Annotated in this window: 22 protein-coding genes; 21 read left to right on the top strand and 1 reads right to left on the bottom strand. The window is 55.6% G+C overall.

The genetic code is table 11. The features are described 5' to 3' along the window. Positions 1–24: 24 nt before the first annotated feature. On the bottom strand, positions 25–2,331 hold the full coding sequence (helD, locus tag FD38_RS03965; RefSeq protein ID WP_057731387.1) for an RNA polymerase recycling motor HelD: 2,307 nt from the start codon (positions 2,329–2,331) through the stop codon (positions 25–27). 482 nt (positions 2,332–2,813) lie between these two features. Between helD and trpS the strand changes: the two genes are divergently transcribed. The 21 genes from trpS to glmU all read left to right on the top strand — a co-directional run bounded on the left by trpS (position 2,814) and on the right by glmU (position 23,929). Then, entirely contained in the window at positions 2,814–3,833 is a 1,020-nt protein-coding gene (gene trpS / locus FD38_RS03960; protein ID WP_057731385.1) for a tryptophan--tRNA ligase, read from the top strand. A gap of 18 nt (positions 3,834–3,851) precedes the next feature. Beyond that, positions 3,852–4,772 (top strand): Ppx/GppA family phosphatase, encoded by a 921-nt coding sequence (locus tag FD38_RS03955; protein WP_057731382.1) that lies wholly within the window; start codon positions 3,852–3,854, stop codon positions 4,770–4,772. A 10-nt stretch (positions 4,773–4,782) separates the two neighbouring features. Next, positions 4,783–6,051, top strand: a complete 1,269-nt coding sequence (locus tag FD38_RS03950; RefSeq protein WP_057731380.1) for a hydroxymethylglutaryl-CoA reductase, degradative — start codon at positions 4,783–4,785, stop codon at positions 6,049–6,051. 7 nt (positions 6,052–6,058) lie between these two features. Continuing rightward, positions 6,059–7,024: a hypothetical protein gene (locus FD38_RS03945; RefSeq protein WP_057731378.1), complete on the top strand. Its 966-nt coding sequence runs from the start codon at positions 6,059–6,061 to the stop codon at positions 7,022–7,024. A gap of 28 nt (positions 7,025–7,052) precedes the next feature. Then, positions 7,053–7,751, top strand: coding sequence for an NAD-dependent protein deacylase (locus FD38_RS03940; protein WP_057731376.1), 699 nt, complete (start codon positions 7,053–7,055; stop codon positions 7,749–7,751). Between the two features lie 10 nt (positions 7,752–7,761). After that, positions 7,762–8,088 carry a hypothetical protein gene (locus tag FD38_RS03935; RefSeq protein ID WP_057731373.1) on the top strand — a complete coding sequence of 109 codons (327 nt, stop codon included), beginning with the start codon at positions 7,762–7,764 and terminating at the stop codon, positions 8,086–8,088. A 28-nt stretch (positions 8,089–8,116) separates the two neighbouring features. Continuing rightward, positions 8,117–8,965 carry a DUF72 domain-containing protein gene (locus FD38_RS03930; protein ID WP_057731371.1) on the top strand — a complete coding sequence of 283 codons (849 nt, stop codon included), beginning with the start codon at positions 8,117–8,119 and terminating at the stop codon, positions 8,963–8,965. A gap of 134 nt (positions 8,966–9,099) precedes the next feature. Further along, positions 9,100–11,133: a methionine--tRNA ligase gene (gene metG / locus FD38_RS03925; protein ID WP_057731367.1), complete on the top strand. Its 2,034-nt coding sequence runs from the start codon at positions 9,100–9,102 to the stop codon at positions 11,131–11,133. A 421-nt stretch (positions 11,134–11,554) separates the two neighbouring features. After that, positions 11,555–12,331 (top strand): TatD family hydrolase, encoded by a 777-nt coding sequence (locus FD38_RS03920; protein WP_057731364.1) that lies wholly within the window; start codon positions 11,555–11,557, stop codon positions 12,329–12,331. Continuing rightward, on the top strand, positions 12,318–12,893 hold the full coding sequence (rnmV, locus tag FD38_RS03915; RefSeq protein ID WP_057731362.1) for a ribonuclease M5: 576 nt from the start codon (positions 12,318–12,320) through the stop codon (positions 12,891–12,893). The genes FD38_RS03920 and rnmV overlap by 14 nt, the downstream gene beginning before the upstream one ends. Further along, positions 12,886–13,776 carry a 16S rRNA (adenine(1518)-N(6)/adenine(1519)-N(6))-dimethyltransferase RsmA gene (gene rsmA / locus FD38_RS03910; protein WP_057731359.1) on the top strand — a complete coding sequence of 297 codons (891 nt, stop codon included), beginning with the start codon at positions 12,886–12,888 and terminating at the stop codon, positions 13,774–13,776. The genes rnmV and rsmA overlap by 8 nt, the downstream gene beginning before the upstream one ends. Positions 13,777–13,874: 98 nt before the next feature. Then, entirely contained in the window at positions 13,875–14,111 is a 237-nt protein-coding gene (locus tag FD38_RS03905; protein WP_057731357.1) for a Veg family protein, read from the top strand. 112 nt (positions 14,112–14,223) lie between these two features. Beyond that, positions 14,224–15,078, top strand: a complete 855-nt coding sequence (gene ispE / locus FD38_RS03900) for a 4-(cytidine 5'-diphospho)-2-C-methyl-D-erythritol kinase (protein ID WP_057731354.1) — start codon at positions 14,224–14,226, stop codon at positions 15,076–15,078. A gap of 152 nt (positions 15,079–15,230) precedes the next feature. Then, the gene (locus FD38_RS03895) at positions 15,231–15,740 is read left to right on the top strand and encodes a hypothetical protein (protein WP_057731351.1); all 510 of its coding nucleotides are present in this window, start codon (positions 15,231–15,233) and stop codon (positions 15,738–15,740) included. Between the two features lie 194 nt (positions 15,741–15,934). After that, positions 15,935–16,882 carry an alpha/beta hydrolase gene (locus FD38_RS03890; RefSeq protein ID WP_083485264.1) on the top strand — a complete coding sequence of 316 codons (948 nt, stop codon included), beginning with the start codon at positions 15,935–15,937 and terminating at the stop codon, positions 16,880–16,882. A 119-nt stretch (positions 16,883–17,001) separates the two neighbouring features. Then, a complete protein-coding gene (locus FD38_RS03885) occupies positions 17,002–17,877 on the top strand; it encodes a metal ABC transporter solute-binding protein, Zn/Mn family (protein ID WP_083485263.1) in 876 nt (291 codons plus the stop codon). A 38-nt stretch (positions 17,878–17,915) separates the two neighbouring features. Continuing rightward, complete coding sequence (locus tag FD38_RS03880; RefSeq protein ID WP_057731485.1) at positions 17,916–18,581, top strand: metal ABC transporter ATP-binding protein; 666 nt, start codon at positions 17,916–17,918, stop codon at positions 18,579–18,581. Continuing rightward, positions 18,574–19,377, top strand: coding sequence for a metal ABC transporter permease (locus FD38_RS03875; RefSeq protein WP_057731345.1), 804 nt, complete (start codon positions 18,574–18,576; stop codon positions 19,375–19,377). Before FD38_RS03880 ends, FD38_RS03875 begins: the two co-directional genes overlap by 8 nt. 202 nt (positions 19,378–19,579) lie before the next feature. Then, positions 19,580–21,343, top strand: coding sequence for a thiamine pyrophosphate-binding protein (locus FD38_RS03870; protein WP_057731344.1), 1,764 nt, complete (start codon positions 19,580–19,582; stop codon positions 21,341–21,343). Between the two features lie 354 nt (positions 21,344–21,697). Then, positions 21,698–22,537, top strand: coding sequence for a pur operon repressor (purR, locus tag FD38_RS03865; protein WP_083485262.1), 840 nt, complete (start codon positions 21,698–21,700; stop codon positions 22,535–22,537). A gap of 12 nt (positions 22,538–22,549) precedes the next feature. Continuing rightward, positions 22,550–23,929: a bifunctional UDP-N-acetylglucosamine diphosphorylase/glucosamine-1-phosphate N-acetyltransferase GlmU gene (gene glmU, locus FD38_RS03860; RefSeq protein ID WP_057731341.1), complete on the top strand. Its 1,380-nt coding sequence runs from the start codon at positions 22,550–22,552 to the stop codon at positions 23,927–23,929. Positions 23,930–23,993 lie beyond the last annotated feature (64 nt).

Below are 23,993 nucleotides of genomic sequence, written 5' to 3'. Positions count from 1 at the left end.
AAAATTTCTGATGGCCGTTTTAATTTAGTTCAACAATTCATGTTCAATTTGCAAGTCGCTTTGCGGAATATTCTTCGACGCCACGAGGGGTGACACCGGACCGATGCTAAGCAGGGTCAGGTGGTGCATGGCCCGGGAGGCAATCGTGTACAGGGTGCCGGTGAATTGCTGGTCGGGGTAATTTTGCGCCGAGACGTTGTAGGCAATCACACTGTCAAACTCCAGTCCTTTAGCCAGATAGATGGGGAGGACTACCACGCCCTTAGGCAATGAGCGGTCGGTATCGGTCAACCGGGTCAGGTCGATGGTGGCGTGGAGTTCCTGGTACACGTATTTGGCTTCGGCGGTGTTCTTGGTCAGAATCGCCACGGTGCCGCTGGTGGCCAGCTCCGTTTGCACCTCGTGGGCCAGGGCCTTAAACGCCGCGGCATCGTCGTAGCGAATCACGACCTTGGGCAGGTCGCCCGGGCGGTTGAAGGCTTCAATCTGGTCGCCGTCGGGCAGTAGCGCCTTGGCAAAGGTGGTGATGGGTAACGTCGAACGGTACGACCGGCGTAAGGTGATCAGTCGCGCGTGCTTGGCGTGTAAGGCCGTCCCCAACTTTTTGAGAATGGATTCGGGCGATTCGACGGCCTTGAACAGGGCCTGTTCGCTATCGCCCAAGAGCGTGAGTTTGGCGCGCGGGAAGGCGTGTTGCAGGTAAATTAACTGAGCAATCGAATAATCCTGCATTTCGTCGACGAATAAGTGCTGCATCTGGTGATTCATCCCGCCACCGATCAGCAGGTCACGCAGGTAGAGCAGTGGAGCGGCGTCGGTCAGCGCCAACCGGTGAAATTCGATGTCGTGTTGGTAACGGTCGATGACGCGTTGCCATTGGTCGGTCGCCACGTCCGCCGGTAAGGGACACTGCTTCAAAAAGGCGGTGTACTGGCTGTAAACGTCTAGGAAGTAGCCGTTATAAATGGCGTCGTCGACCTGGCGTAACCGCCGACGGACGATTTGCCGGGCGATAAAGTCAATCTCGTCGTCGAGTTGTTCAAATTGTCCCAGGTGCTTGGCGCCCAAGAGGTTGTGGTAGTCTTCGTCGCTGAGTTGGTCGATGGTGTCGCGAACCCAGTCGGCCTTGGCTTCCGCGGCAATCTGCTTACGGAGACGTTTTTCGAGGACGTTCTTGGTCTTTAAGAAGCGTTCCGCTGCCGGTAAGGCCGCTGGAAATTGGCGGTAGATGTCGCGAATCTCTTGGTGGTCAAAGAAGACCCGACCGTTGAAGCGGATGTCGGTGAATTGCAGGTCGTCGGCCGGGCACCGTTTCGCGTAATCGGCCACCGCGTCCATCATCGCGGCACTTTCCTGGAAATTTCGCAGCGCCAAGTGGACCGGGTGTTGCTGGTCACTTTCGTAACGCTCAAATTGCGTTTGGACCTTGAGTCCCTGGAACCGCTGGGTCAGAAATTCGGCCAGGGTGACCTGGCGCATGTTGCGTTCCCCCAGGCTGGGGAGCACGTCGCTGATGTAGTGACTGAACAGACGGTTGGGCGAGAACAGCACGATTTGATCGGCCTCGAGGTCGCGGCGACTGTGGTAGAGCAGAAAGGCAATCCGCTGTAAGATGGCGGAAGTTTTGCCGGAACCGGCGACGCCTTGCACTACCAGCAGGTCGCTGTGAACGTCGCGGATGATGTCGTTTTGTTCGCGTTGAATGGTGGCAACGATGTTTTGCATGGTGGCGTCGTTTTGTTCGCCCAGGACGTGTTGGAGCATCTCGTCACCCACGGTTTCGTTGGTGTCGAACATGCTTTGGATTTGGCTGTCTTGAATCAGAAATTGACGTTTCTTGAGTAGGTCGGTCTGTTGGGGCCCGGCCGGGGTGTCGTAGGCCACCTGCCCCAGGACCCCGTTATAGTAGATACTGGAAATCGGGGCGCGCCAGTCGTAGACCAGGAAGTTTTCGTCATCGTCAACGAACGACGCGGTCCCGATGTAGAGTGATTCGGGCGTCGTTTCGTCGGGATCTTGGATGTCGATGCGGCCAAAGTAGGGCGACTTTTTTAGTTCTTGAAAGGTGGTCAATTGGTCTTTAATGATGTTTTGGTTTTCGGTCAGGCGGGAGACCAGGGCCCGTTGCTGTTGGAGTTCGGCACTGGTTTCGATACGGTCATCGACTTCAAACCAGTTGACCGAGGTGTTTTCGGTATAGTTCTTTAAGACGTTGCGCAACTCTTTGTGGGCGTCGTTATACTCGCTCGTGGTGCGGTCGATACGGGTTCCGATTTGTTGAACCACGTCGTCCACGCGGTGTTGCTCGTGTGCTTGTTCGCTGGTGGTCAAGATGACCGCCTCCTTCGTTAGAATTGGCTAAATTGCTTAACAAGTTTAGTCACATTTCGGGGCGCTGTCAATCAAAGACCGTTGGTGAAATTGCGGGGACTTTAAGGGATTAGCTTGGCGGACTAAGTGCTTCCGGCCCCGTTCCAGCCAGTTGGGGTGAGGCCGGAAGACGCCAGTTTAGTCTAGTAAAATTCACCCAGCCGATTTCCACCGGGATTTCAGTTTACTTTCGCGCCCAAATCCACTAAACTGTAGGCATGAGTTTCGATGGAGTAGACTAATCTCAGAGAGGCGCCGACCTGCTGCAACGGCGTCACGGTCGAAGTGGGTCGAGACGGTTTAAAAACGACGATGAACTCGCGGTGGCCCCGTTAACGGCTGAAAGTGGTGACTCTAAGTGGTCACAAGTTAGGTGGTACCGCGCATGAGCGTCCTATTGACAGTCGTCAATGGGGCGCTTTTTAATAGAAAGGAAGATTTTTATGACAAACAAACACGTGATTTTAACGGGCGATCGCCCCACTGGTAAGCTTCATATCGGTCATTACGTTGGCTCGCTGAAAAACCGGGTGATGCTCCAAAATACCGGCGACTACGACACCTTCATCATGATTGCCGACACCCAAGCACTGACCGATAACGCGCGTGATCCCGAAAAGATTCGCCACAGCTTACTCCAAGTAGCGTTAGACTACCTGGCCGTGGGCATTGACCCCGCTAAGTCGACGATTCTGGTCCAATCCCAGATTCCGGCGTTAAGCGAACTGACCATGACCTACCTGAACCTGGTCACAGTTTCACGCCTGAACCGCAACCCGACCGTCAAGACCGAAATCAAGCAAAAGGCCTTTGGCGAAAGTGTCCCCGCCGGCTTCTTCATCTACCCGGTCAGCCAAGCAGCCGATATTACCGCGTTTAAGGCCGACACGGTGCCCGTGGGTGACGACCAGGAACCCATGCTGGAACAGACCCGCGAAATCGTGCGGAGCTTTAACAACATCTACGGTCAAGAGATCCTGGTGGAACCCGAAGGCTACTTCCCAGCCAAGGGCCTCGGGCGGATCCCCGGCTTAGACGGCAACGCCAAGATGAGTAAGTCGCTGAACAACGCCATTTACCTAGGCGACGATGCCGACACGATTCAAAAGAAGGTCATGTCGATGTACACCGACCCCGAACACGTCCACGTGGAAGATCCCGGTCACGTCGAAGGCAACACGGTCTTCACCTACCTGGATATTTTTGCCGATGATCAGGCCAAAGTCGCCGATTTGAAGGCGCAATACCAGCACGGTGGCTTGGGTGATGTTAAAATTAAACGGTACTTAAACGACGTGCTGCAAGCCGAATTGAAACCCATTCGGGAACGGCGCGAACACTTTGCGGCCGACCCAGCCGGCGTTTACGACATCCTGAAACAAGGTAGCGAAAAGGCCAACCAAGTGGCGGCCCAAACGCTCCGTGAAGTTCGGCACGCCGTTGGGATCGACTACTTCGGTTAAAAAAACGGGGGACTGACCATGCAGAATTTAGCGATTGTGGATTTAGGGTCGAATTCGGTGCGCCTAGCGGTCAACGAATTACGCGACGACGGCACTTACCGGGAAGTCAACCGGGTCAAGGTCGATAGCCGCCTGTCCGAAGGGATGGGGCCGGAAAAGATTTTACAGCCCAAAGCGATGGCGCGGACGATTTCGGCGCTGCGGTCGTTTCGGCCGTATTACGAACACCTGCCGAACCTGATCGTGCGGGGCATCGCTACAGCGGCCGTGCGGCAGGCCCGCAACCGCGCTGATTTTCTGTCGCAGGTCAAGGCCGCCACGCACATCGACTTGGAGGTCCTTTCCGGCGACCAGGAGGCCTATTACGACTACCTGGGGGCGGTCAACCGCCTCAAGGTCAAGGACTGCCTGTTGCTCGACACCGGGGGGGCCAGTTGCGAACTGGTCCACGTGAAGGACGGGCGCGACGCTAACCTGATCAGCGTGCCGTTCGGGGCGGTCAACCTCTCCGAACAATTTCGCTTAGACGACCGGGTCACGGCCGTCGACCTCTTTTCCGCGCAGGTCTTCTTACGCGAACGGTTACGGGATATCTGGTGGTTAAACGACGCCAAACACCTTCCGCTGGTCCTGCTAGGCGGGGCGAACCGGACGCTAGCGCGGATGAACCGCCAACAACAGAAAATTCTGCACGTCGAAAACATTCACGGCTACCGTCTGACCACCGACCAGGTGATGCGGACCTTCGAACGCCTGATTCGGGTCCCGCTCAAGGAACGAAAACGCATTTCTGGTCTCGAACCGGAACGGGCCGACATTATTTTAGGCGGGATGTTACCCCTGGTCACGCTCCTGCAAATGTTGGATTCCGATCGCGTGGTCTTTTCCGAAAGTGGCGTGCGCGAAGGCATCATTTCCGAGTACCTCAGCCAACGTTAGGAGGTTCGACATGACCGTTCCCTTTTACCGCCTGCCTTACGGGCAACGCCGCGACCGCTTGGCGCAAGCCAGTCACTTAACCCTGGCCCAACTCGCGACGGTGGCTCAGAAACGGCAAGCGACCGACGAAGAACTGATTGAAAACTACCTGACCACCTACGGCTTACCGGAAGGCGTGGCGGTCAACCTGCACGTCGACGGCCAGACCGTGGCGGTCCCGATGGTCACCGAGGAACCCTCGGTGATCGCGGCGGCCAGTAACGGTGGCCGGATGCTCGATGATGGCCAACAGGGCATGACGACGCAGGTGACCCAGCGCGAACTGATGGGCCAGATTGTGTGCCAGAAGGTGGCCGACCCGGCCGAACTGCAGGCCTGGATTCTCGACCACCAAGCCGACCTGCTAGCGGTGGCCGATGCGGCCCACCCCTCGTTGACCACTCACGGGGGTGGGGCGCGGTCCATTCGGGTGCGGTTATTGCCCCCCGATTGGGTCTCGCTGGATCTCTTTATCGACGTGGGGGAGGCCATGGGGGCCAACCTGGTCAACACCATGGCCGAGGCGGTGGCCCACTATGTCCGGTCCCACCACGAGACGGATATCTTGATGAGTATCCTGAGTAACTACGCCACGCACAGTCTAGCGACGGCCCGGTGTGCGATTCCGGTCGCTAACGTTAAGACTAAGACGTTGGATGGGTTGACCGTGGCGCAACGGCTCTGTGCCGCCAGCGATTTCGCCCAGGTCGATCCCTACCGCGCCGCCACGCACAACAAGGGCATCATGAACGGGATTGACGCCGTGGTGCTCGCGATGGGTAACGATTGGCGCGCCGTGGAGAGCGGGGCGCACGCCTACGCTAGCCGCGACGGCCATTACCGGGGATTAAGCCGGTGGTGGCTCGATGGCGACGTCCTGCACGGTGAGTTGATCCTCCCGTTAGCCCTGGGCTTTGTGGGGGGCGCCACGCGGGTCTTCCCGTTAGTGGCCATCAACCAACAATTGGCCCACGTGACCGATGCACGCCACTTGATGCGCCTGACCGCGGCCGTGGGCTTGGCCCAAAATCTGGCCGCCTTGCGGGCGTTAGTCACGGACGGCATTCAACAGGGGCACATGCACTTACAACTCAAATCCTTAGCACTTTCGGTGGGGGCCACTCCTGCCGAGGTGCCGGCGGTGGTCCAACGCTTAACGGCCACTCAGCCCACCACCGCTCAAGCCCGGGCCGCCTTACGGGCGGTACGGGCAGCAAATTCACAGAAAACGGGTGATTAATTTAATTATGGAAGCAAAAGACGTTCAAATTTCGCCAGAGGTTCAAGATTTAATCAATAAAGTTAACGACATCTACCCCGGCAAGGTGGAAGTGCAATTTATCGGCCAGTTGCAGGCTGGTTACGTCCGTCACGACCAGGCCCAACAGGTCCAAGACGGCAAGAATATTTTGATTCAGGTGGCGGACTTGACGGCGCCCAACTACACGGCGTCCCACGAACTGCTCCACCTGTTGATGATTCTTTCCGGCTTCCCGCAGGTCTTCTTCTCGTTGACCACGGGCAACGACCAGCTCGACGAACAACTGATGATCATGGGGACCGAACTCTACGACATTGTCAGTCACGTGGTGGTGGTCAGTGAACAACGGAAGCACGGCCTGATCACGCCGGAAATCGAGGACCTGTACCTCAAGGGGGTCCAAGCCACCATCAAGCCGGAACCTAACCCGGTCGACGACGAAATGACGTTGCGGACTTTGACGTTGTTAGACGCGTTGGTTTTCTTCGGCGACGGCCACGCTGACATCTTGAAACAATTCGAGCAGGACTACCCCATCAGCCTGGCGGCGGCCCAGAAGTTGTACGCGTTGATCATGGCCAAGCCGGTCACGTCACCGTTTACCTTCCGGCGCAACGTGGTCAAGTTGTTCAAGGCCTTCGACGAACAGTTGGAAGCCTGGCACTTACCGGCCCTGCACAACACCGAGTTCACCACGCTGACCAGTGTGGTTTCCAAGCGGCAGTTGAGCCTACAGGTACGGCAGATGTTTGAACTCTACCACTCCGACATGCACGACAAGACTACGCAACGCCGGGCGTACGTCGGCTTTAACCGGGCGGACAACCAAAACGCCTTCGTCTTGTCGGCCCCGAAACCCAGCGAAGACACGCCGGATTACTACACCAAGATCTACGACATGACCGTCGAAGACTTATTTAAATTATTGAAGATGCCGTATATTTTACGGTAACGGTTTTTGAGTAAGGGGGATGTAATCGATGGAAGCACGCTTACAGAAGTTATTTGATGACGCGACCCACATCGTCTTCTTGACGGGAGCGGGGGTGTCGACCCCATCGGGAATTCCGGATTACCGGTCGAAAAACGGGTTGTACACCGGCCACCGCAACGCGGAGTATTATCTGAGTCACGAGTGTCTGGCGAAGGAACCTGAGACCTTTTACGACTACGTCAAACAAAATTTGTATTATCCCAAAGCCCAACCCAACGTGATTCACCAGAAGCAGGCCGCGCTGACGCAGCAGAACCGCGCAACGGTGATCACCCAGAATATCGATAACTTGTACCGTGAGGCGGGCTGTCAACACTTAGTGGAATTTCACGGGAACCTGTACAACGTTTATTGTCAGGTCTGTGGCGCTAAGGTCGATTGGCACGACTACCTCAAGGACCCCCACCACGACGTTGACGGCGGTTGGCTGCGGCCGAACGTGGTCTTATACGACGAGGGCCTCAACACGTTAAACGTGCAACGGGCCGTGGCCGCCATGGGGGCCGCCGACCTGGTGGTCATCGTGGGGACCTCCATGCGGGTTTACCCGTTCGCCGGACTATTGGATTACCGCAACGCCCAGGCGCCCGTCGTGGTGATCAACCAAGAAAAATTGGAACTGGGGATGCCCATCGACATGGTTCAGGCCGATGCGACCCAGTTCTTCACCGAGCTTCAGGTTTGAAGGTGAGTCGATGAGTCGCGCAGAAATCATGACCCAACTTCGCCGGTTGGTCCAGCGGTTACGTTGGTTGAGCGTCCTCCAACTCGTCCCGGACACGTTGGTGATTTACGGCATCTTACAACTGGGCTTTAGCCAGGGTGTGGTTTCCCTATTTAACGTGGGGTTCACGCGCCAGAAGGCGGGCCTGGTGGTCATCTTGTTTATCCTGATCGATTTATGCGTGACGGGCATTCGTTACAACGACCGAATGGCGGGCCACCGCTTGATTGGGCAGCTCAAGGGGCATCTGGACGAGTCGGAGTCCGCACTGATCAAGCAGTTTGAGAAATTCAAGTAAGTCAGGGATAGCGTAAGGAGGGGCAACCATGATTAGTATCGGTTTAACGACCTGGACGGAGCATCCCGCCTTGATTGGCGGCGAGCAGCGGCCGGTGACCCTCACCGAGTATGCGGGGCACCTGCCACTGGTCGAATTGGACACCCCGTTTTACGGGATTCCCCGGACCAGCACGGTGGCGAATTGGCAGGCCAGCGTGCCGGACGGCTTTCAGTTTATTTTGAAGGCCAACCAAGTCATGACCACCCACGGCCAACGCCAGCACCCGGTGACCGCCGAAGAGGTGCAGGCGACCTTTACGCACTACCGCGAAATGGTGGCGCCGTTGGTGGCTCAGCAGAAATTACAAACGATTCTGTTACAGTTTCCACCGTACTTTAACCGCACCACGGCCAACATCGAATATCTGCGGCAGGTCCGGTTAGCCATGGGTGACTTACCGCTGGCCGTGGAGTTTCGCAGTCCCAGCTGGTTCGCCACGCCGGGACTGACGACCGACGTGATGGCGTATCTGACCTCGCTCAAGTTGACCAACGTGGTGACCGACGAACCCCATAATTTAAACGATGGGATTCCGTTAGTCGCCACGGTGACCACCCCGCAACTGGCGGTGGTCCGGTTGCACGGCCGTAACGCGCAAGGCTGGTTCAATCAGGGCGCTAACTGGCGCAAGACCCGAACGCTGTACAAGTACAGTGAAGCCGAGCTCCAGTCGATTGCGACACTGGTGCGGCAGTTGGCCGCGCAGGCGCAAAACGTCAGCGTGATCTTCAACAACAACTCCGGGCGCGATGCCGCCCCGAACGCCTTACGGTTAAAGGAGATTTTACAGTTGCACTGGACCAATTTGGCCCCGCAGCAATTGGACCTCTTTTAAATCAGCGGCAGTCAAGAAATCCCCGGCCACAGCTATGGCTTGACCGGGGATTATGCTATACTAAATGAGAATTTAAGCGAAATCTAACCCGAACTTTTACGGAAATAGTTTGCAGCAAAGGAAGGCTTTATTTTATGGCAGAAACCAAACCCACTTTTTACATCACCACGCCGATTTACTACCCGTCCGGCCGGCTTCACATCGGGAACTCGTACACCACGATTGCCTGTGACACGGTCGCTCGTTACAAGCGCAGCGACGGTTACGACGTCTTTTTCCTGACCGGGACCGACGAACACGGGTTGAAGATCGAAGACAAGGCCCAATCACAGGGCAAGACGCCGCAAGAATACGTCGATGGCATGGCTGCTCAAATCAAACAGCTCTGGAAAACGTTGGAAATCTCTAACGATAAGTTTATCCGGACCACCGACGCCGAACACGTGGCCGCCGTACAGGAAATTTTCGAACGCCTGTTAAAGCAGGGCGATATTTACCTGGGCGAATACGAAGGCTGGTATTCCGAAGACGACGAAGAATACTTTACCGAAACCCAATTGGCCGAAGTCTACCACGACGATAACGGCAAGGTGATCGGCGGGAAGGCGCCGTCCGGTCACGAAGTTTCACTGGTGAAGGAACAGTCTTACTTCTTCAAGATGAGCAAGTACGCCGACTGGTTATTAGATTTCTACCACCAGAACCCGCACTTCATCCAACCGGAATCGCGGATGACCGAAATGGTCAACAACTTCATCAAGCCGGGCCTGGAAGACTTGGCCGTGTCCCGGACCACCTTTAGCTGGGGTGTTCCGGTCAAGAGTAACCCCAAGCACGTGGTCTACGTGTGGATCGACGCGTTGCTCAACTATATCACCGCGTTAGGCTACACTAGTGACGACGAAAGCCTGTTCAAGAAATTCTGGCCGGCCGACGTGCAAATGGTGGGTAAGGAAATCGTCCGGTTCCATTCGATTTACTGGCCAATCGTCCTGCACGCCTTAGGCATCAAGCCACCCAAGGAACTCTTCGCTCACGGCTGGTTACTAATGAAGGACAGCAAGATGAGTAAGTCCACCGGGAACGTCATCTACCCCGAAACGCTGGTGGACCGTTACGGCCTCGACGCCGTGCGGTATTACCTGATGCGCGCGATGCCTTACGGAAACGACGGGAACTTTACGCCCGAAGACTTCGTGAACCGGCTGAACTACGACTTGGCTAACGACCTGGGGAACCTGTTGAACCGGACCGTGGCCATGATCAACAAGTACGAAGACGGCAAGCTACCAACCTTCAAGGCCGGCATCACCGATTTTGACGCGGACTTAGAACAAACGGCCGCCGACGTCATCAAGACTTACCACGAATTGATGGACCAGATGCACTTCGCCGACGCACTAGCCGAAATCTGGAAGTTAGTGGCCCGGACCAACAAGTACATCGACGAGACGGAACCGTGGAAACTTGCCAAGGATGACGCCGCAGCCGACCAATTGGCCGCCGTCATGGCGCACCTGGCCGCTAGTCTGCGGGTCATCGCCACGTTGATCAGTCCGGTCATGACTCACGCCCCGAAGGAAATCTTTGCGCAACTGGGCTTAGACCCGGCAACCTTAGCCTTAGAAGGTTTGCACCTGGCCGACTTACCGGTTGGCAAGCAGGTCGTGGCTAAGGGAACGCCAATCTTCCCGCGGTTAGACACCGAAGAGGAAGTTAACTTTATTCAGGGCCAGATGACTAAGTCGGAAAAGACTAAGGGACGGGCCGCGATGGCCGCCAAGGCGCAAAAGCAGGAACAGGCAAGCGGTGGGGACACCGAGCTGACCCTGAACAAGCCGGAAATCCGGTTCGATAAGTTCGAAAAGATCGAGCTACGGGTCGCGGAAATCAAGGCGGTCGACCACGTTGAAGGGGCCGACAAGCTCCTGAGGTTCCAACTAGATGCGGGCGACCAAGGCTTACGGCAGATCCTGTCCGGCATCGCGCAATGGTATCCAGAACCACAATCGTTAGTGGGCAAGAAGGTCATCATCGTGGCCAACTTGAAACCCCGGAAGATGCGGGGCCAGATCAGTCAGGGCATGTTGTTGTCGGCCGAACACGACGGCAAGGTGCAACTGGCAATCGTGCCACAAAACCTGGTCAACGGATCATCAGTCGAATAACGTCAAGCACAACGCGGGCGGCGAATCGAAAGACGCCGGCCCGCGTTTTTTGAGTGTTAGATAAGGTTGTCGCCCTCCGGCGCTCAGGGGCTGGAACGCCTGCGGGCACGACTTCGAACCTCGCAAGAGTCGCGAGTTTTGAAGATCGACCTTGTGGTAAGCCGACCAAGAACGTCGACTAACCACAATTTCGCTGGCTGAGCCCCTGCTCGCCTCCAGGCTGTACACTGGCAGATTAAATCGACAATTGATGTGATAGCGGCGGGGCTACCTTACTGGATTCCACTAGATTAATTAGTAGAGCAGTGACTGTCGCGACGACTATAATGTTTTTTGCTATGTGTTCATGTCATAACGTTTCCACGACTTTGGTAAGGCTATGCCAACGTTTCACGAACATTTCATGCAAAGGAGAGTATCCATGCAAATCTATGATTCACATACCCATTTAAACAGTGAAGAATTTATTACCGACGTGCCCAAGTATTTGCAGCGCGCCGCCGACTTGGGCGTCACCAAGATGACCATCGTGGGGTCCAACACCCAGCTGAATACCGACGCCATCAAGTTGGCGCACCAGTATCCCGAATTGGTGGCCGCGGTGGGGTGGCACCCCGAGGATTCCAAGAACTACACGCCGGCTAAGGAAGCCGAACTGGAAAGTCAGTTGGCCGACGACCGTGTGCGGGCATTGGGGGAAATCGGGTTGGACTACCACTGGGATACGTCCCCACAGGACACTCAACGAAAGGTCTTTGCCCGCCAAATCGCGATTGCCAAGGAGGTCGGCAAGCCCATCGTGGTCCACAACCGTGACGCCTTTGCCGACACCTACCGCATCATCAAAGAAGCCGGGATTCAAGACATTGGTGGGGTCATGCACAGCTTTAACGGCGATCCCGAATGGTTGAAGAAGTTCTTAGATCTGGGGATGCATATCTCCTATTCCGGGGTGGCAAGCTTCAAGAACGCCCACGAGGTCCACGATTCCGTGCGGGCGACGCCACTCGACGTGATGATGGTCGAGACCGATGCGCCGTACCTGACGCCGGAACCCCATCGTGGCGAACAGAACGAACCGGGCTTCACCCGCTACACGGTCGAAGCCATTGCCAAGGAACGCGACACCACGCCGGACGAGATTGCCGCGGCGACCTACCACAACGCAGAGGAGTTTTACCATATTGAAAAAGATTAAAGAAGTGCTGGTGGTTGAGGGTAAGGACGACACCAAGGCCATCAACCGCGCGGTCAACGCCGACACCATCGAAACCCGCGGGTCCGCGATCGACGAGGACACCCTGGCGTTGATCGAAAAATTGGCCGACCAGCGCGGCGTGATCATCTTCACCGACCCGGATTTTTCCGGGGAGAAGATTCGTAAGATCGTGGCCGAGGCCGTCCCCAACGCCAAGCACGCCTTCCTGCCCAAGAAGGAAGGCCGACCGGACAAGGCGGGCGGGTCGTTGGGCGTGGAACATGCCACGCCGGACGCGATTCGCGCGGCCCTCGACCACGTGTATACCGAGACTGATGCCGCCCCGGAACTGATCACCCACGCCGATTTGATGACGGCAGGCTTGATTGGGGGCGCGGGCGCCAAGCAACGCCGCGAGCAACTGGGGGAACTGTTGCAGATTGGGTACGTCAACGGCAAGCAGTTGGAGAAACGCTTGCGGATGTTTGGTATCCAACCGGCAACGTTCGCCCACGCCATCGCCCAACTGAACGCAGCATCGAAGGAGGAATTTCATGAATAACGACGTGCCAGAAATTGGCTCCCCGGCCCGGACCAAGGCCATCCTGAACCGTTACCGGTTAGTGGCCAAGAAGAGCCTGGGCCAAAACTTCTTGTCGGATTTGAACATTTTACGCAACATCGTCAGTGCGGCCGACGTGACCGACAACGATAACGTCATCGAAATTGGCCCCGGAATTGGGGCATTGACCGAACAACTCGCGCGGCGGGCACGGCGGGTCGTGGCTTTTGAAATCGACGAAAACCTGCTGCCAGTCCTCGACGAGACCCTGATGCCTTACGACAACGTCAAGATTATTAACCAGGACATTTTAAAGGCCAACCTGCCCGAGGTCATTCAAAACGAATTTGAACCGGGCCACCCGATTAAGTTAGTGGCCAACCTGCCGTACTACATCACCACGCCGATCCTGATGGGCGTGCTGAAGAGTAACGTGACCTTCGACCAAATCGTGGTCATGATGCAAGCCGAGGTGGCCGATCGGTTAGTCGCCGAGCCCGGGACCAAGGCTTACGGGTCGCTGTCCGTGGTCATGCAATACCGCGCCCACGTGGAAGTGGCCTTCAACGTGCCTCGGACCGCGTTCATTCCACAACCCAACGTGGATTCGGCCATCATTCGCCTGACCCCGCGGGCGGCCTTACCCGTGGAACCCTATAGCGACCAAGCGCTGTACGGGTTCGTGAAGGGCTGCTTTGCCCACCGGCGCAAGTCGCTGTGGAACAACCTGCAGGGGATTTTTGGTAAACAACCCGAGGTGCGCGAACGGATCGAAGCCGTCCTGGATAAGGTCGAGATTTCCCGGCAACTGCGGCCAGAACGGTTAACGTTGATTAATTTCATTGAATTAGTCAACGCTTTTCACGCTGACGGGTTGATGTAACCCTTACCATTGGCTGATTCTTGCGCTTGCGAACCGGTTGTGGTATAATTTGCATTTCTTGTGAAACTATGGTATCATGTTTCACAGAGGTGAAGTGCATGCCAACAAGTTTAGCGAACATTAAGAACAAACTGGATGGGCGTATTGGCGAAAAATTGATGGTCATCGCTCAAGCCGGTCGAAAGAAAACAACCGAACGGCATGGAATTCTTCGAGAGACCTACCCCGCCGTTTTCGTGGTGGATCTTGACCAGAACGAAAATTCATTCGAACGCGTTTCTTATAGCTATACCGATATTTTAACCAAAAACATCGAAGTCGACTTTGATGAATAATAATTGGGCCGGATAAGGCCTTTTTATTTTGCACTTTTCCATAGTATAATGGGCTTAATTACATTCAGAACAACGGTAGGGCGGTAAGCCTACCAGGAATTCAGGTGAGCTCATGCAACTGATTGAAAAGGCACCGGCCAAGATAAATCTCGGGCTCGACACCCCGTACCACCATCAGGATGGTATGGAGGAGTGGAACATGGTGATGACTTCGGTCGACTTGGCGGACTACGTCGAAATCCAGACGTTGACCCACCATAAACGAATCCGGGTAGCGTCGGATAGCGGGTTTTTACCCAACGATCAGCGCAACTTGGCCTTTCAAGCGGCCCACTTACTGCAAACCCAATTTCAGGTCAAGCAGGGGGTCAACATTCGTATCAAGAAAAATATTCCGGTCGCCGCCGGACTGGGCGGGGGCTCATCCGATGCGGCCGCCGTCTTACGCGGCTTAAACCAGCTGTGGGACCTGGGACTGTCGTGGCAAGAATTGGCCAAGCTGGGCCTGCAGATCGATTCGGACGTGCCGTACTGCGTGTACGGGCGGACGGCCCACGTGCGCGGTCGCGGCGAGCGAATCACGCCGTTGTCGAAACTGCCGGCGGCCTGGGTGGTTTTAGCCAAGCCCAAGGTCAGCGTCTCAACGCCCAGTATCCTGCAGCGGATTCGGTATGACGATTTGGACCATCCGGACATCGAGGCGTTGTTGCGCGGGATTCGCGAACAGGACATCGAGGCGATGTGCGCGGTGATGGGCAACGCCTTGGAGCCGTTAACGGCCAAGCGGCATCCCGAAATCACGCAGTTGAAACGCCAAATGATGAAGTTTGGCGCGGACGCGGCGCAGATGAGTGGGACCGGGCCCACGGTCTTTGGTCTGTGTAGCAAGCAATCCCGGGCGCAACGGGTCTTTAACGGCATGAAGGGCTTCTGCCGCGAGGTGTATTTGGTGCGACCGTTACCTTAAACTGTAAAAATAGAACCGATTCGTGAAGGTCTTCAGATTTTCACGGGTCGGTTTTTAGTTTTCACCAATCGATGGCTGTTATCTTAATTATTAAGCGATTACATTATTAGACTAAAGCGCTATACTAAGATTATCAGAGAGGAGTTCTAGACATGAAAATATCCCGCTACGCCGGCGTATTTGCTGGTATGTTAGTTGCTAGTGTTTTTGCGGTGGCGCCCACGACCACGGCGAACGCTAAAACCAAACTAGCCACCAATCCGTATGTTTTGCGGCACCATAAGTACTGGTATTCACGACAATATAGTAGTGGTCACTACACCTATCATCGGTTACACTTTACGCGTCATGCGGTTCAGCTGGCTTGGAAATCTCGCTTGAAGGGGCAATGGCATCACAGCCAGATTAAGGCCAAATATTACAGCATAGCGAAGCGGCAACACGGCTATTATTGCTTCGGCACCCGTAATAGCGATGATACGACCTACGTTAAGCCTCAATGGAAAAACTTCGGCGGTAAACGTCACTGGACCCTAGGGAATTTTGACGTTTCTAACGGCAACGGGGGTTACCAAATGAGTGCCCCGTATACGGTTTGGATTTACACGACTTATCTGACGCATAATGCGTGGTACACCACGACGAGTACCACGCCGTTTTAGGAATTGTAATTCAGGTCAGTACATATATAAGTTAGCCGTTTCATTTAGCCCCAATCAAAACAATTTCCAACCGCCTCAATTGGCAGTTTGGGAATTGTTTTTTTCGCGAAATTTTCCGGGATACCCCTTGGCAACCCCGTCGAATTTCGGGTATGGTAGGAAGTAATTAAGCAAGTCAAAAGGAGTGTTCGGTGATGACGACAAAAAAGTGGTTCGGGATTACGGCAGCGTTAGCGGCAACGAGTTTGGTCAGCCTGGTGGGGAGTACCCTGGCGGTCTACCAGATGGGCATGAAGTCCTTCAGTCGCAGCAAGCAAAAATCCAAGCAGCGGTCGATTGCGGAGAATACGGCGGCGGACAACGCCTGGTACCTCCAGCAGCCCCTCCAAGAATGGACCCAGACCAGTCAGGATGGCCTCACGTTACGGGCGTCGTTCATTCCCGCCGAGCAGCCCAGTGACCGGGTCGCCATCTTGGCACACGGCCTAGGCCATTCCCGCGAGCAAATGATTCCCTACGCCCAGGTCTTTCACGCGTGGGGCTACCAGGTGTTGATGCCCGATGCGCGGGCGCACGGGGATAGTGACGGGACCACCATCGGTTACGGTTGGCTGGACCGGCACGACTATCAAGGCTGGATCAGTCAGGTGATCGACCGGCAAGGCGCTGACGTGCAAATCGTACTGATGGGGATTTCCATGGGGGCCGCGACGGTCCTGGCAACGGCGGGTGAAGATCTGCCGGCTAACGTTAAGGCCGTGGTGGCCGATTCCGGGTACGCGTCGGTCCTTTCGGAGGGACGTTACCGGCTCTGGCACAAGTACCACGTGCCGGCGACCCCGACCATGACGTTGGCAAACCAATACTCGCGCCTCGATGCGGGTTACCGGCTTCAAGACGGCGACATCGCCGAACAATTGCGGCACACCGACCTGCCCATTCTCTTCATCCAGGGGGCCAACGACCAGACCGTTCCGATTGAAAATCTGGATATCCTCTATCAGGCGGCGGCCGGTCCGAAGCAACGTTACCGCCACCCCAGCGCCGGGCACATCGCGACTAGAGCGGCGGATCCCGCAAAATACGACCAGACCGTCGCGACCTTTTTGGCGCCTTACCTGGGGAATTCCGGCGAAAAGTGATTGACAAGCTTTCATTTTTCGGTAAACTGGTAAATGGTAATAGTTATCATTTACAAATTCGTAGAGAGAAAGCAGGGAAGTCCGTGCGACGGTTGGGATGGCTGACGGGCCTGATAATAATGGTAGTGTTAAGTCTGGACCTGAGCGGTTGCCGGACGCAAACCACGACCTCGGCAAGACAAACGGGAATTCACGTGGTCGCGTCACTGAACTTTTACGGTGAGGCGGCCCGGAAGATTCTGGGCAACGACGGGACGGTCACCACGGTGATCAACAGTCCCAGCGTCGACCCGGAAAGCTTTGAACCCGACATTGCCACGGCCAAGAAGGTCGCGCGAGCCAACGTGGTGATTCAAAACGGCTTGGGCTACGACAGCTGGATGCAACGGTTGGTGGCCGCCAACGGTCATAGCGACATTCAGGTGCTCAATCTGGGCAACCTGGTGGGCCGCAAGATGGGCGCGAACCCCCATTTGTGGAGTGACCCTCAGTTGATGACCCAGATGACCCGCCAACTAGTCCGGCAGTTTAGTCGTCTGGACCCCCAGCATGCCGCGGCGTTCGCCCGGCGCGGCCAAGCCTATGAACGGCAGTTGCGCGCGTTACCCCGGTTGGCTCAGCAGATCAAACGCCACGCTAACGGGCAGCAAGTCGCCGTCAGCGAACCGGTCTTTGACCTCGCCCTAAGTGCCATGGGTTACCGGGTCAGCGACGGTCACTTTGCCCAAGCCATCGAAGAGGACAGCGATCCCACGCCGGCCGACATTACCCAGCTAGCGGCGCAGATTCGGCACCACAAGATTGCGTTTTTCGTGGAGAATACCCAAAACTCCAGCAAGAATGTGACCACCATGGTCAATCTGGCGCGCCAGTATCACGTGCCGGTGGTCAAGGTGACCGAAACCAAGCCAATCGATCAGAGTTATCTGACCTGGATGACCAGCCAGTACCGGCAAGTTCTACGGATTCAACAGGAAGCGAGGAGTCAGTCGTGACGTCGAAGACACCCATTTTACAACTTGAACATCTGGGGATGACCTTTCCGGGTCACCCCGTTTTTAACGATTTAAACCTCACCATTAACCGGGGCGAATTCTGGAGTATCGTCGGCGAAAACGGGGTGGGGAAGACCACCCTGATGCGGACGATTCTGCACCAGCTGCGGCCCACGACCGGGAAGGTCAACTACCTGCCCAGCGTTAACGCCGTGCAAATCGGCTACGTGCCCCAATTTCGCAACATCGATTCGGAATATCCCTTAACCATTCGTGACTTCGTGGGCTTAAATCTGACCGGCTGGAAGTTGCCGTGGTTGAGTCGCGGCGAACGCCAACGGGTCGAGGCCATGTTAAAGCAGACCGGCCTGACCAAGCTGGCGAACCGCCCAATCGGCCAAGCGTCCGGGGGCGAAAAGCAGAAGGCTTACCTGGCGCAGGCGTTGGTCGAACGACCGAACCTCTTGATTTTGGACGAATCCACGGCCAGTCTGGATCCGGTCACCAAGACTGAATTACTGGACCTAGTTCAACAAATCAACCAGACGTTGGATCTCACTGTCCTGTTCGTGACCCACGATATCCCGTTAGCCCGGCGCTACACCCAACAATTCTTGATGTTGACGCCGCAGGGGACCGAACAGGGCGCGATTGACCAGTTGACCGACCAGAAGGTTTGGCGGGGGGAGGCCGAACATGTTTAGTTACGAATTTATGCGCAACGCGTTCGCGGCCGGCACGATTATCGCCGTGATCTGTGGGATCATGGGCGTCTTCGTGATTGCCCGGAACATGTCGTTTCTGACCCATACCCTGTCGGAAATCGGATTTTCCGGGGCGGCCTTCGGCATCTTTGCCGGGTGGACGCCGCTGAGTGGCATGTTGCTGTTTACGGTGGTCAGTTCGGTCATCGTGGGGCAGTTAAGTGTCCGGGCCGAACGGCGAGAAGCCGCGACCAGCGCCATTTCAGCTTTGTTCATCGGGTTGGGGATTCTGTTCCTGTCGCTGGCCAACACCAACGCCAGCTACGCCACCAATATCTTATTCGGGAGCGTCATCGGGATTAGCAGTAGCGACGTGACCCAGATGCTGGTGTTGTCGATTCTGGTGCTGATCGTGGTGCTGGTGATCTACCGTTTCTTGAAGTTCGATTCGTTTGACCACACCGGCGCGCTGGTCAAGGGCTTGTGGACCAATACGCTATCCGTGACCTTCCTGGTGCTGTTGGCGTTGAGTGTCAGCGTGGCGGCCCAAATCGTGGGGTCGTTACTGATTTTCATCCTCTTGACCTTACCGGCGGCCACGGCCAAGTACTTCGCCCATTCCGTGGGTCGAATGATGGGGCTGGCCATTCTGCTGGCCCTGGTCGGGGTCTGGAGTGGCCTGGCCCTCAGCTACGTGACCAATTACCCGGTCTCGTTTTTCATCGCAGCCATCGAAGCCCTCTTCTATTTTATCGCCTTGGGCTGGCAACACGCCCAAACGGCGGCTAAAAATTAAACGATTCCAAACGCTCAACCACGCGGTCTAACTCCGGTGGTTGGGCGTTTTTCTAGTTGTGAAATCAATAACTTACAAAAAGTAAGTAAAGATGCTAGCAATTGCGGACAAGAACCGTTATGATAGCCTCATAAACTTAATTCAGCGTCTAAACCAGTTTAGCTAAAGGCGTGGCGCAATTTCGGTAAGGAGTACGATTAACATGACAAAGATGATTGCGGGACAAGCATTAGTCAAGGTGTTAGCTGCTTGGGGCGTGGACCACGTGTACGGGATTCCCGGTGGCTCCATCAACCATACCGTTGAAGGCCTGTATCTCGAACAGGACCAGGTCAAGTATATCCAGGTGCGCCACGAAGAGGTGGGCGCTTTAGCCGCCGCGGCCGACGCCAAGTATACCGGTAAGATCGGCGTTTCCTTTGGGTCGGCGGGTCCGGGGGCCACGCACTTATTTAACGGGCTGTACGACGCCAAGATGGACCACGTGCCCGTCTTAGCCCTGGTGGGACAAGTTCCCCAACCAACCATGAACACCAACTACTTCCAAGAAATGGACGAAACGCCGATGTTTAGCGACGTCGCCGTGTACAACCGCACGGTCACCACGGCCGAACAGTTACCTTACGTGGTCAACCAAGCGATTCGCGAGGCCTACCGCCAAAAGGGACCGGCCGTGGTCATCATTCCCGAAGACCTGTCGGCCAAGGAAATTGATTACGAACCGGTCAAGACGCCAAACGTGGTAGTCGATTCCTTCAAACAGGTCATCGATCCTCAGGCTGTGACCGAAACGCTAAAGCTCTTGAAGGCCGCTAAGCACCCGCTGGTCTACGCGGGGCGGGGCTTACTGAACGCCCGGGCCGAACTGGTCAAGTTCAGTGAACAATTCAATCTACCGGTCTTGAACACGGTGCCGGCGACCGGCGTCATCCCGACCGACCATCCCAACGCCATTGGAACGTTTGGCCGGCTAGGGTCCAAGTCCGGGTTTGAAGCCCTACAGCACACCGACTTGATCCTCTTCTTGGGGTCCGAGTTCCCGTTCGCGCAATTCTGGCCGAAGGATATCAAGATTGTTCAGGTCAACGACAATTCCTTTGATATCGGCAAGATGGTGCCGGTCGACGTCGCCGTGCTCAGTGACGCCAAGCAGTTCTTACAGGCCATGGTCGCGACGGGGGAAACTTTACCGGTCACGGATTGGCTGACGGCTAACCGCCAAAACAAGCAAAACTGGAATGCCTACTTGACCCAACTGGCACAGGACGACAGCGCCGGGTTGGCTCCCGAAACCGTGATGCGCAAGGTGGCTTCGCTGGTTGGTCCCAAGGATATTTACGGGGTCGATACCGGGAACGTGTCCGAGTGGGCCGTCCGGGGTTTGCCGATGGATCAGCAACAACGCTTCGCCTTATCCGGTCTCTTTGCCACGATGGGTTACGGCTTACCAGCCGGGCTGGCCGGGGCGTTGAACGCCGACAAGGGTGCCCAGGCGTGGTCGTTCTCCGGTGACGGGGGCTTTGCCATGGTGGCGCCGGACCTGATTACCGAAGCCCGTTACCAGTTGCCGGTCATCAACGTGGTCTTTACCAATAACCGTTTTGGCTTCATCTATAACGAACAAGTGGCGACCGGCCAACACCTGTACGGGGTGGACCTGTCGGAAGCCGACTGGGCCAAGGTCGCCGAGGGCCTCGGTGGCATCGGGTTTACGGTCACCAACAAGGTCGACGTCGAAAACGTCTTTAATAAGATTAAGGACCTCCAGGCCAACGGCAACACGAAGCCCATCGTGGTCAACGCCATCATCAAGGACGACGATCCAATCGAAACGGCCTTCATGCCACTGGACCCTAAGCTCTACGGTCAAGACGCCGTGGACGCCTACGCCAAGAAGAACCACATTGATTTGACCCAACAACCCGCGTTAGGCGAACTCCTGCGGGCCAAGGGCGATAATCTGTAACGCTAAACTTAAATCATGAACTGGCCTCACGTTGTTTCTGGATAACGTGGGGTCAGTTTTTTGGCCTGAACATGCAGTCACGGCTTGGAGGAGGTGGTTGAGTAGTCCGGAAGTGCTAAGAACGATGGCCGGAGGGCGGGCGAGTGAAACCCGTAAGGATAAAATATTTTATATTTAAGCAAAGCGCTACCATTTGCGCCAGCAAGCGGGGAATGGTGTTCGGGCTTAACTAAAAGTTCCACGAAGTTCCGCCATAAAGTTGGATTTCTCACGGAAATATCACGAAAAACCCGAACATTTATGCTAAAATGAAGCATACAATTAGTCCGAAAGAAAACAATTGAGGTGAATAGGTTGAAAGTCAGAAGAAGTGACCGGTTGGTCGACATGACCCGCTACTTATTGGAACGCCCGCATCAACTTGTATCCCTGACGTTTTTTGCGTCGCGTTATGAGTCAGCGAAGTCTTCCATCAGCGAAGATTTGACGATTCTGAAACGGACCTTTCAGATGCGGGGGACTGGTCTACTTGAAACGGTTCCCGGTGCAGCTGGGGGGGCCCGGTTCATTCCCTACATTTTACGGGAAGAGGCCGAACAGTTTGTGGGCGACATGATTGATGAGTTGTCCGCCGCCGACCGGTATTTACCCGGGGGCTACGTGTACATGTCCGACATCTTAGGTCGGCCAGCCGCCTTGCGGCAAATTGGGCGGATTCTCGCCACCCAATACCTGAACCAAACCGTTGACGTGGTGGTCACGGTCGCCACTAAGGGGATTCCGTTGGCCCAAAGTGTTGCCAACTACCTAAACGTGCCGTTCGTGATCGTGCGGCACGATTCGCAGATTACGGAAGGTTCCACGGTCAGTGTCAACTACGTGTCGGGGTCAACCAAGCGGATCGAACGCATGGCGTTATCCAAGCGCAGTGTCAAACCCGGGTCGCGCGTCTTAATCGTCGACGACTACATGAAGGGCGGCGGCACGGTCGGGGGACTGCGGTCTCTAGTCGATGAGTTCGATTCCCAACTAGCCGGCGTGGCCGTGTTTGCGGAAGGCGACTTTGACGGGCAACGGCCGGTCTCGAAGTACACGTCGTTGGTCAAGGTTCAAACACAAGATGATGAAATTCGCGTCACACCGGGGAACTACCTCACGCAGATCTTTGGCGAAGAAAATAATCCACAAAAATAGGAGATAGTAGACATGAGTACGAGAAATACAATCATTCTGGCAGCCGGCAAGGGGACCCGGATGAAGTCGAAGTTGTATAAGGTCTTGCATCGCGTTTGCGGGAAAGCCATGGTCGACCACGTGCTGACCCAAGTGGAAAAGACCAACATGGACAAGGTGGTCACGGTCGTGGGCTACGGTGCCGACGAGGTCAAAGCCACGTTAGGCGACCGGACGCAATACGTCTTACAAGCCAAGCAATTGGGAACGGGCCACGCGGTCTTACAGACGGAACCCATCTTAAAGGACGAACAGGGAACCACCCTGATTGTCAGTGGGGACACACCGTTGTTCCAAGCCCAAACGTTTGAAGACTTATTTGCCTACCATGAAGCTAAGCACGCCGCGGCCACGATTTTAACGTCGAAGGCCCCGGACCCGACCGGTTACGGCCGCATCGTGCGGAACAACATCGGCATCGTGGAAAAGATTGTGGAACAAAAGGATGCCAATTCCGAAGAACAAGAAATCCACGAAATCAACACCGGGGTTTACGTGTTCGACAACCAAAAGCTCTTCAAGGCCTTACACGAAATCTCCAACGACAACGCTCAGGGGGAATACTACCTGACCGACGTTATCGAAATCTTGAAGCAACAGGGTGACATCGTTGGCGCCTACCGGATGAGTGATTTTGACGAATCCATGGGGGTTAACGACCGCGTGGCCTTAGCCGCCGCCACCAAGATCATGCGCGAACGGATCAACAAACAACACATGCAAGACGGCGTCACGCTGATCGACCCAGAAACCACCTACATCGATGCCGGCGTGAAGATTGGCGCCGACACGATCATCGAACCCGGTGTCCTATTGAAGGGCAAGACGGTCATTGGTGATGACTGCTACATCGGGGCGCACTCCGAACTGCGCAACGCCACGTTAGCCGACCACGTCACGGTTACCTCCTCCTTATTGGAAGACTCCGACATGGCCAGTGGGTCGAATATCGGTCCAAACAGCCATTTGCGGCCAGAATCTCACATCGGTCCGAAGGTTCACTTGGGGAACTTTGTGGAAGTCAAGAAGGCCACGATTGGTGAAGGCACCAAGGTCGGTCATCTGACCTACGTGGGGAACGCCAAATTAGGTAAGCACATCAACGTAGGTTGCGGCGTGGTCTTTGTCAACTACGATGGCAAGAACAAGCACGAAACGGTCGTGGGCGACGATGCCTTCATCGGTTCGAACTCCAACCTGGTCGCCCCGTTAGACGTGGCGGACCACAGTTTCATCGCGGCGGGCTCTACGATTACCGACGCCGTGAACCAGTACGACATGGCGATTGCCCGGCAACGGCAAACCAACAAACCGAACTATTATCAAAAACTTCCATACCGCGGCGAAGAATAACCGGGGGAAAATCTTGTGTTTTAGCACGGGATAACCTAAAATTATGGTAGTAATTCAGGCAGCT

Origin of the sequence: Levilactobacillus zymae DSM 19395 (assembly GCF_001434115.1) — a bacterium.
Taxonomy (GTDB): domain Bacteria; phylum Bacillota; class Bacilli; order Lactobacillales; family Lactobacillaceae; genus Levilactobacillus; species Levilactobacillus zymae.
This window is presented reverse-complemented; position numbering and strand designations above follow the sequence as displayed.